We start from the raw sequence: 7954 nt of genomic DNA, 5'->3' as shown, positions 1-7954 counted from the left end.
ACGCTGTTTTATTATAAAATTGTCTTAGCTGTTGTTCCCTACAAACTTGAATTGTATATTAATTTTTCTTATTTAGTCTAATATGGAAATCGTTGGCTTTAGAACATTCTTCATATGTAAGATTAGTTTCATTCATTAAAAACTCAACAGCTTCATCCTTTGTATTATAATTAGATTTTTCTTTCATATATCTTAACAAATTGGTCATATATATTCTTCCGTACTTCTTCTGACAAACCGGCGTATTTTGTATCCAACACCTTTTTTACGGCTTCGTACTTCCTATTTTTATCTTCTATATCCGGACCACGGTCATAATTAAACCACACATCATAAAAAATGTGTTTCATATCGTTACTTAAAGCTTGTAACACTCGAAACCCTTTCATTGAAAACTTTCCTTCTTTTATACCATTCTCCACACAGGGCTGTCTCGCCCAATCCATCATAAACCAATTCTCCATTGGCATATTTACACCATATCCGGAATCTGACAAAAAGTCATTTATCTCATTCCAATTTATCTGTAACGGCAAATCGTTTTCTTTCGCAAATAAATAGTCATCACGCTGTAATTCCTGTTTTTTTCGCTTTCTTGTATTTCTTTCATAAACAATCCAGTATATTACCATTGCTGCTATAATACACACGCTAAATATCTTTGTAATCATGGTATTTCCTTTATAAATAATCAAGTATACTACGGTTACTACCGCAATACTTATGCTGAGTACCTTTATAATCAAACCATTCATTGCGTATCTTCCTATCACTAAAAATTGGAAATTAACAAGTTGACAAATACCGATTTGTAAAACTGTTGCATTGATTATATCAAAGAATCATGCTTGCAGCAATCCACTTAAAACGAGAGGCAGGTTTGTCCTCCTGCCCCTAAAAAAGGAAGGGAAGGTGAAAAATATATAGTCAACTGCTTTTTCCAGCAGCTATGAATCGTTACTTACCATAGAAGTCATGCCTCCTTCTTCCATGAGATTACAGCAAACGTAGTAGTAATGTCTATCAAAAGGCTTTTACATATTAGATAAAAGCATGTAAAATTTCTTTTACATAGCTTAATTGCGGTCTATTTAGCTTGTTTCTTGACTACTCAGGAAAAATATTTCTACCCTCGCCCCACCTGTATTTTCAGAATTTGAAAGTTTAATACCTCCACCATATTTTTCAGCCACAGTTTTTGCAAAAAATAGCCCCATCCCATAATGGGCTTCGCCATTTCTACTTGTGTCATCCATAAAAAACTGCTCTGTGCCATGCAATAATGCTTCTTTTGTAAATCCTGATCCGCTATCCTCCACAATGAATGTCAGCCGGTCATCCTGCTCCTTTGCATCAATATAAATGATTCCATTTTCTTTTGTATGCTCCACTGCATTCTGAATCACATTCATTACGGCTCGAAACATTGGATCATAAGCAATTGTTACTTTTTTATCACTTTGTCCCGCCTTCCAATCTATTTTCTGGTGATAGATTTCTGCCAGTCCGAGTGCCTGTTCCTTTATATCTGCGAAAAAATCTTCTAACCTCACCGTTGTATAGGTAACATCACTGCAATTCCATGATTTTGTGACATCTATCAACTGTTTTACATAACTTTGTATCTGTGTTGTGCCGTTCAAAACATAAGTGATATTATTCTTCTGTTCTGTGGTCAGTTCAGTCTCTGAAAGTAGTTCTGCATTTCCCCGTACAATCGTAAGAGGTGTTTTAATATCATGCGCCAAAGCAGACATCTGTTGTTTCTTTTCCTGCTCTGTTTTCCACTGCTTTTCTAAAGATTCTCGCAATGCATCTCGCATATCATCGATTGCCGATAAACAGTCATCAAACTCTTTGATACCGGAACAGGATGTCTCATATTCCAGATTTTGATCCTTTATTTGTCTGATTGCGTCTAATACAGGCTGCATCTGCTTTTTGATTCTTTTTCCAAAACGTATGGACGGAATGATGATAATCGCTACCGCTCCAATCACTGACATAATACTCATCACATTCTGTGGTTCTATAAAATGCTCCCTCAAAAAAGCTGAATGATATTGAGGTGTCAGGCGATATTGCAATACAACATATTCATTTTCCCTTACAATTACTTTATAAAAATATTTCCCGGATGCGTTTCCGTACTTTGCAACATTCCATGCTATCTGTTCGTATTGTTCTGACAGATCTCCACCTATTTTCTCTCCATTCTCTGAAAAGATTACATAATCACAAAGTGCAGGAATCATCTCAGCAGTTACTTTATCCGCACGTAAAATCGTATCATATGCTTCATTAATCTTTTGCTCTGCATAATTCGCCGGATAGATACAGCCCACACTAATCAAAAGGTACAGCAGCAGCCAAGCAACAATCACCAAACCTACTAATGATCCAAGCATGACCAGTACATATCTCATAAAAATCCAGCTGAGTGCATTGCTTCTCTTTACTCTTCCCATTTATATCCAATCCCCCAGACTGTTTTTATCGGTGTATAATCATAATCCGCAAATTTTGCTCTTATATTTTTGATATGCGTGATAACGGTACTGTCATTACTCTCACTGTCAAAACCAAAGACCTCTTCTAAAATCTGTTCTTTCGAGAAAACCTGTCCCCTGTTTTTAGCCAGGAATTCACAAATTTCGTACTCCGCTTTCGTAAGAGGAAGTTCCTTATCATCAACCAATAGTTTCTTTTGAGATATTTGAATACAGGCCCTCCCCAAAACCATCCGGACAGAATGTTCCCTGTGCTCTCTTCTAAGATGTGCATTGATCCTTGCCCGAAGTTCCATCACTCCAAATGGCTTTGAAATATAATCATCTGCTCCCAACGAAAGTCCGTTCACCAGACTTTTTTCCTCCGTTTTTGCGGTAAGAAACAAAATCGGACAATCCACAAGTGCCCTGATTCTTTTGCATAATTCAAAGCCGTCCATTCCAGGCATCATAATGTCAAGTAAAATCAGGTCATAACGATGTAATTCTTCCATATTAAGTTTCAGCGGATTACTTACTTTGGTAACCAGATGTCCATCCTTATTCAAAATGCTTTCTATCATTTCCAAAATTGCCGGTTCATCATCAACTGCCAGTATGTTTGCCATAGTTTCCCTCGATTCTATTCCGATATTCTGTTTCCTTCCCAGTGGTTTACCCACCAAAAATAGTATACCATACTAATCCCTGTAAATATTAAGCAACCTGGTATGAATGACAACCATTCACCTACACTAGTTTCTCCCAATACAGATTGCAGATAAGTATATGGTACTCTACCCGTCCAGCAGACAAATACATATTTCCACACATAATCTCCAAGTCCGGTAAGCATCAATGCACTAATTAGTCCTGATATAATCCCTGCTCCAATGGATACCCCTTTTCCAAACTGAAAAGCCAGAATCAGCTGAAACAGATAAAGTGGAACACTGCTTCCCCACAGCAGCAATGCTGCAAATATACATCCTTTCATGATTTCGATATCGCTTGATGCGATTCTTCCAAATCCAATTCCGAATATGATTGCTGTCAATAGGATAGAGCACAGACACAAAACCAGTAGCATCAACAGTTTCGATAAAAATGCTGCAGGTTTATCCGGTAAAGACAACAGATTTTGAAAATCACCTGCATTTTGTTCCTGTTCCATCACACTTGCTGTAAAAATTCCAATAAGTACCGGAAGTCCTGCTCCTATTGCCTGATAAAATGCAATCACTTTCATATTTTCATTCCATGGTGAAAAAAAGTAATATATTAAAAATATAACGCTGGTTATAATCGGAATCAGTAAGTGTGCCAGAATCACAGATGTTCCTTTCATCTTTCGCAAGTCTGCATTAAGAGATCTTCCAATCATCTTATTTCACCTCTCTTCTCTCAAACCATTTCAAAAACAGAACCGTTACAAAAACAAACCAGATGATTGAGAGACACATTCCCGGAACAATGACTCCCGTATCCAGAAGAGGATTCCCTGCTTCTGCGGCAAGTCCATTTGGTAAAACATGAAGCAACGGGCACATCATTCGCATAGGGATTGCAGAAACAAGTACATACCAGATTCTGGTTTGTGATATTACCACACCGCTGACGGTAATAAATAGGCAGACGAACAGGTTTACAATCATTCCAAATCGTTCACTTAAAAATAAAGCTACCGGAATCTCCCATAACTCAGAAACCGTCAGAAACAATACTGCAATCAACGCTCCTCCAACTGGAACATGTGTCGTTAGAAGAAAGCCTCCAAGCGTTGCTCCTGCAAACACAATCACATTAGAAAACAAAATCATGTACCCAATATAAATAATTTTCCCCAGCAACAATTTTCTTCTGTCTGTGGGAATAGTCATTAAATGATAGTATTTTATCTTTTTCTCCTGCGCCACAGAAAGATAACAAAATAGAGCAATCATCCCCGGCAGCAAAAGTGTATACCACCAGTTCCAAACACTTTCTGCATAAGCATTTGTCATCCCAAGAGTAAATATAAATGCTATGACAAATGTAAGAAGAGGGAATCCCCAGATAAACTTTTTTCGCATGGTTCTTTTGGCTTTTTGATGTTCTGCTTTTATAATATTAACCATGGATTTCACCTGCTTTCTGGTTTTTTCTTACCACATTCATAAACAAATCTTCAAGATTATCTCCCTGCTTTAATGCTCCTTCGTATCCTAAGATTCCACCTGAAATAATCCCGACTTTATCTGCAAGTAACTGTACCTCTGAGAGAATATGACTGGAGAGAATTACAGTGATTCCCTGTTCCGGAAAAGACCGGATCAGCTCTCGTAATTCCTCGATGCCTATTGGATCTAATCCATTCGTAGGTTCATCCAATATCAAAAGTTCCGGTTCTCCAAGCAATGCCATTGCAATGCCTAGTCTTTGCTTCATCCCCAAAGAAAACTGTCCTGCTTTCTTCTTTCCGGTGTTTGTAAGTGATACAATCTGCAAGACCTCATCAATTCTGTTTTCATCTGTACCAAGCAATAATTGTCTTACTTTCAAATTCTCTCTGGCGGAAAGATTTTCATAAATAGGCGGATTTTCAATTAACGCTCCTATTTTTGACAAATCCTTCCTATTCCATAGTTTTCCATCAAGGTAAATCTTTCCTGCAGTGGGTTTCATCATACCGGTCAACATTTTCAATGTGGTAGATTTTCCCGCACCATTCGGTCCAAGCAGTCCATAAATCTGTCCCTTTTCGATATTAAGCGAAACATTATTTACCGCTTTCTGTTTTCTAAAATATTTACATAGATTTTGTGTCTGCAACATCATTTCCATCTTTACTATCCTTCCTTCTATATTTCATTTCTCACTGAAATATAATCTATCAGGGAAAAATAAAGATTTGATGAAGATTTATTCCCGTATGGAATAAACCATCAATTGAATATCATTATCAGAACTCGGCTTTCCACTGAAATCAGCAAAGCTGTTACAAATACGAAGTCCTAATTTACAGAATATCTCCGTGATTTCATCCAAACTATATAACCTTATAGGATTTCCTTCTTTCATTTCAGGCTTATAAAGTGCTTCTCCATACATATAGTCTACCTGCCCATATATCAGCGTTTTTCTATCCTTCTCCCATTCAAAAGCAGATAATGTAAGTCCCTTTTCTCCTGCATCCCATAACTTGCAACGGGTAGAAATAAGAGTGTTCCACTCTCTGCCACAATCCTTACACTTCCACCAAGCCTTACGATTGGCAAAGACCGTAACCTGAGTTGGAAGTAACGGATAATTTCTGTCCGACCACTCGGCTGCTATATCCGGCAGAAGTGTTGCAAGGTCATTAAATCCTCCCAACACTTTATTATGGGAACAATACGGGCAGCCTGTCCTATTTATCGTTCTGCTCTTAACGGCAGCTTCCCACTCGTGTCCTTTCTCACATCTCCAAATCACTTTCTTATCACATATAAGTTTTTCTATCTCATCATGTGATATGGTCTTCTTGTCAAAAACCAATACCGCCAATAGTTTTGCTTCATGATAACTGGAATTCCACAGCTCTCTTGCCAGTTCATTTGACTTTCCTGCTTTCTTTGCTATTGCACGAACAACGGCCGTCGAAATACCTATACTATATTCTTCTGGAATACCCATTTTCACGACATTCGCTTTGTATTTTTGAGAAGCATTTGCTTTTAACTCTTCAATAATTTCATCACAAGTCATCTTTTGGCCTCCAATGCTTCCCTTAAATCCTGAATATATTTAGCCTGCTGTTTCTTTAAATACATTCCCACAAAAGGCTTCATAACCAGCTTTTTAGCGGTTACATCTTCTGTAAATTCAATAAATGTAACACCATCTTTATAAGAAAATTTACCCATCCAATGCCCCTGCATATTGCCGTTTTCCATATCGAATTCATAGTTCTTATATTCATCAAAAGCAGTTATTTTACTTTGTTGTTTGCTACTGCATAGGTATTATTTTTTGCAACAAGAAGAAACTCTATAATCTTATTAATATCCATACTCGCATTTTTACACAAAGAAATATTACATTCATCATCTTCCTTCACTATTCGGTCTATAGTTATTCCATACAGATTACTCAAGGAAATCAAATTACCCAATTCTGGCACTGCCTGTCCGTTTTCCCATTTGCTAAGAGTCTGACGAGCAATTCCCAGTTTATCCGCAAGTTGTTCCTGTGAATAGCCATTTTGTTTTCTCAAAAGCTGTAATTTATCCTTTAATTCCATGAAAATACCTCTCTTTAATTTTGCTGCTATTATATCAAAATAAATTTTTCTAAACCACCACCTATTACAGACAATAATGCAAACTCTGCGTTACATTTTTTTAATTGTTGTATCTTATATCCCGATGCATTAATGTGAACACAAGATTTATAAAAAGGAGATTCTTACATATGAATACGTTATTTACTATCACGGAAAACTATCTAGAATACTGCGAAACACAAAAAGGGCTTGATAAAAAAACACTAAAGGCATATCGCACTGATTTAGGTCAATTTGTTTCTTTTTTTAACAATACTTATATAAATACTATATCCATACCTGAAATTGAAAAATATATAGGATACCTGCACCAAAATTTCAAACCCAAAACAGCCAAAAGAAAGCTTGCATCAATAAAGTCTTTTTATCACTTCCTGGAGTATAAAGATTTCATTGAGCAAAACCCTTTCAACAAAATAAAAATAAAGTTCCGAGAACCAATATTACTTCCTAAAACAATTCCTCTATACATAATAGAAACACTACTTACAACCATGTACAAAGAACTCTCTCTTGCACATACCATCTATCGAAAAAAACGTACTCTTCTTGACATTGCTATATGTGAAACATTATTTTCTACCGGCATGAGAATTTCTGAACTATGTAATTTAAAAAGTGTCGATATTGACTTACACGATGCTACAATCCGCATATATGGAAAAGGGGCAAAAGAAAGAATGATACAGATTGGAAATAGAGATGTCTTATTAATACTCGAAAAATACGAAGCTGAATATATGCCCGAAATAAGTAAAAGTGGATATTTCTTTGTTAATCCTAATGCAACCCAACTCTCTGATCAGGCTATCAGACGCATGATTAAAAAATACTGTTCTCTTGCATCTATTGACTTACATATAACCCCACATATGTTTCGCCACACATTTGCTACAAGTTTGCTTGAAGCAGATGTAGATATAAGATACATTCAGGAAATGCTCGGACATAGTTCAATTACTGTAACAGAAATATATACTCATGTTGCTCTTTCAAAACAAAAAGATATACTTACCACCAAACATCCTCGACAGAATTTTAAAATTGAGACCTCCTATACAAGCGACAGATAATTTTTAGTTATCCGTCAGTTGTTTTATAGACGGCTGAAATTGAACCAAAGGGATACTTTTGAAAAATAACATTCTTATAAAAACAGGGA

Annotated in this window: 10 protein-coding genes; 1 reads left to right on the top strand and 9 read right to left on the bottom strand. The window is 36.5% G+C overall.

Annotated features, from left to right (window positions below; translation table 11 throughout):
* Positions 1-170: 170 nt before the first annotated feature.
* From DWW70_RS08540 to DWW70_RS08500, 9 genes are all read right to left on the bottom strand, one after another.
* Positions 171-755, bottom strand: coding sequence for a hypothetical protein (locus tag DWW70_RS08540; protein ID WP_118016909.1), 585 nt, complete (start codon positions 753-755; stop codon positions 171-173).
* A 336-nt stretch (positions 756-1091) separates the two neighbouring features.
* Entirely contained in the window at positions 1092-2468 is a 1377-nt protein-coding gene (locus DWW70_RS08535; RefSeq protein ID WP_118016913.1) for a sensor histidine kinase, read from the bottom strand.
* Positions 2456-3118 (bottom strand): response regulator transcription factor, encoded by a 663-nt coding sequence (locus tag DWW70_RS08530; protein WP_118016914.1) that lies wholly within the window; start codon positions 3116-3118, stop codon positions 2456-2458. Before DWW70_RS08530 ends, DWW70_RS08535 begins: the two co-directional genes overlap by 13 nt.
* Before the next feature lie 14 nt (positions 3119-3132).
* Positions 3133-3873, bottom strand: coding sequence for a lantibiotic immunity ABC transporter MutG family permease subunit (locus DWW70_RS08525; protein ID WP_117550258.1), 741 nt, complete (start codon positions 3871-3873; stop codon positions 3133-3135).
* A gap of 1 nt (position 3874) precedes the next feature.
* Complete coding sequence (locus DWW70_RS08520; RefSeq protein WP_118598728.1) at positions 3875-4606, bottom strand: lantibiotic immunity ABC transporter MutE/EpiE family permease subunit; 732 nt, start codon at positions 4604-4606, stop codon at positions 3875-3877.
* A complete protein-coding gene (locus tag DWW70_RS08515) occupies positions 4599-5312 on the bottom strand; it encodes a lantibiotic protection ABC transporter ATP-binding protein (protein WP_117614321.1) in 714 nt (237 codons plus the stop codon). Before DWW70_RS08515 ends, DWW70_RS08520 begins: the two co-directional genes overlap by 8 nt.
* 78 nt (positions 5313-5390) lie before the next feature.
* Positions 5391-6215: a zinc-ribbon domain-containing protein gene (locus DWW70_RS08510; RefSeq protein ID WP_118649651.1), complete on the bottom strand. Its 825-nt coding sequence runs from the start codon at positions 6213-6215 to the stop codon at positions 5391-5393.
* Entirely contained in the window at positions 6212-6403 is a 192-nt protein-coding gene (locus DWW70_RS08505; RefSeq protein ID WP_118649650.1) for a hypothetical protein, read from the bottom strand. Before DWW70_RS08505 ends, DWW70_RS08510 begins: the two co-directional genes overlap by 4 nt.
* A gap of 35 nt (positions 6404-6438) precedes the next feature.
* Positions 6439-6750 carry a helix-turn-helix domain-containing protein gene (locus DWW70_RS08500; RefSeq protein WP_118649649.1) on the bottom strand — a complete coding sequence of 104 codons (312 nt, stop codon included), beginning with the start codon at positions 6748-6750 and terminating at the stop codon, positions 6439-6441.
* Positions 6751-6920: 170 nt separating this feature from the next.
* Between DWW70_RS08500 and DWW70_RS08495 the strand changes: the two genes are divergently transcribed.
* The gene (locus DWW70_RS08495) at positions 6921-7865 is read left to right on the top strand and encodes a tyrosine-type recombinase/integrase (RefSeq protein WP_118649648.1); all 945 of its coding nucleotides are present in this window, start codon (positions 6921-6923) and stop codon (positions 7863-7865) included.
* The last annotated feature ends 89 nt before the right edge of the window (positions 7866-7954 follow it).

It is taken from the genome of Coprococcus sp. AF16-5 (genome assembly GCF_003479365.1).
GTDB classification, from domain to species: domain Bacteria; phylum Bacillota; class Clostridia; order Lachnospirales; family Lachnospiraceae; genus Coprococcus; species Coprococcus aceti.
This window is presented reverse-complemented; position numbering and strand designations above follow the sequence as displayed.

Bases quoted from the DNA above. Each gene is read 5' to 3' on its own strand.
- DWW70_RS08540 (WP_118016909.1), bottom strand. From the start codon at position 755: ATGAATGGTTTGATTATAAAGGTACTCAGCATAAGTATTGCGGTAGTA.
- DWW70_RS08535 (WP_118016913.1), bottom strand. From the start codon at position 2,468: ATGGGAAGAGTAAAGAGAAGCAATGCACTCAGCTGGATTTTTATGAGA.
- DWW70_RS08530 (WP_118016914.1), bottom strand. From the start codon at position 3,118: ATGGCAAACATACTGGCAGTTGATGATGAACCGGCAATTTTGGAAATG.
- DWW70_RS08525 (WP_117550258.1), bottom strand. From the start codon at position 3,873: ATGATTGGAAGATCTCTTAATGCAGACTTGCGAAAGATGAAAGGAACA.
- DWW70_RS08520 (WP_118598728.1), bottom strand. From the start codon at position 4,606: ATGGTTAATATTATAAAAGCAGAACATCAAAAAGCCAAAAGAACCATG.
- DWW70_RS08515 (WP_117614321.1), bottom strand. From the start codon at position 5,312: ATGGAAATGATGTTGCAGACACAAAATCTATGTAAATATTTTAGAAAA.
- DWW70_RS08510 (WP_118649651.1), bottom strand. From the start codon at position 6,215: ATGACTTGTGATGAAATTATTGAAGAGTTAAAAGCAAATGCTTCTCAA.
- DWW70_RS08505 (WP_118649650.1), bottom strand. From the start codon at position 6,403: ATGGAAAACGGCAATATGCAGGGGCATTGGATGGGTAAATTTTCTTAT.
- DWW70_RS08500 (WP_118649649.1), bottom strand. From the start codon at position 6,750: ATGGAATTAAAGGATAAATTACAGCTTTTGAGAAAACAAAATGGCTAT.
- DWW70_RS08495 (WP_118649648.1), top strand. From the start codon at position 6,921: ATGAATACGTTATTTACTATCACGGAAAACTATCTAGAATACTGCGAA.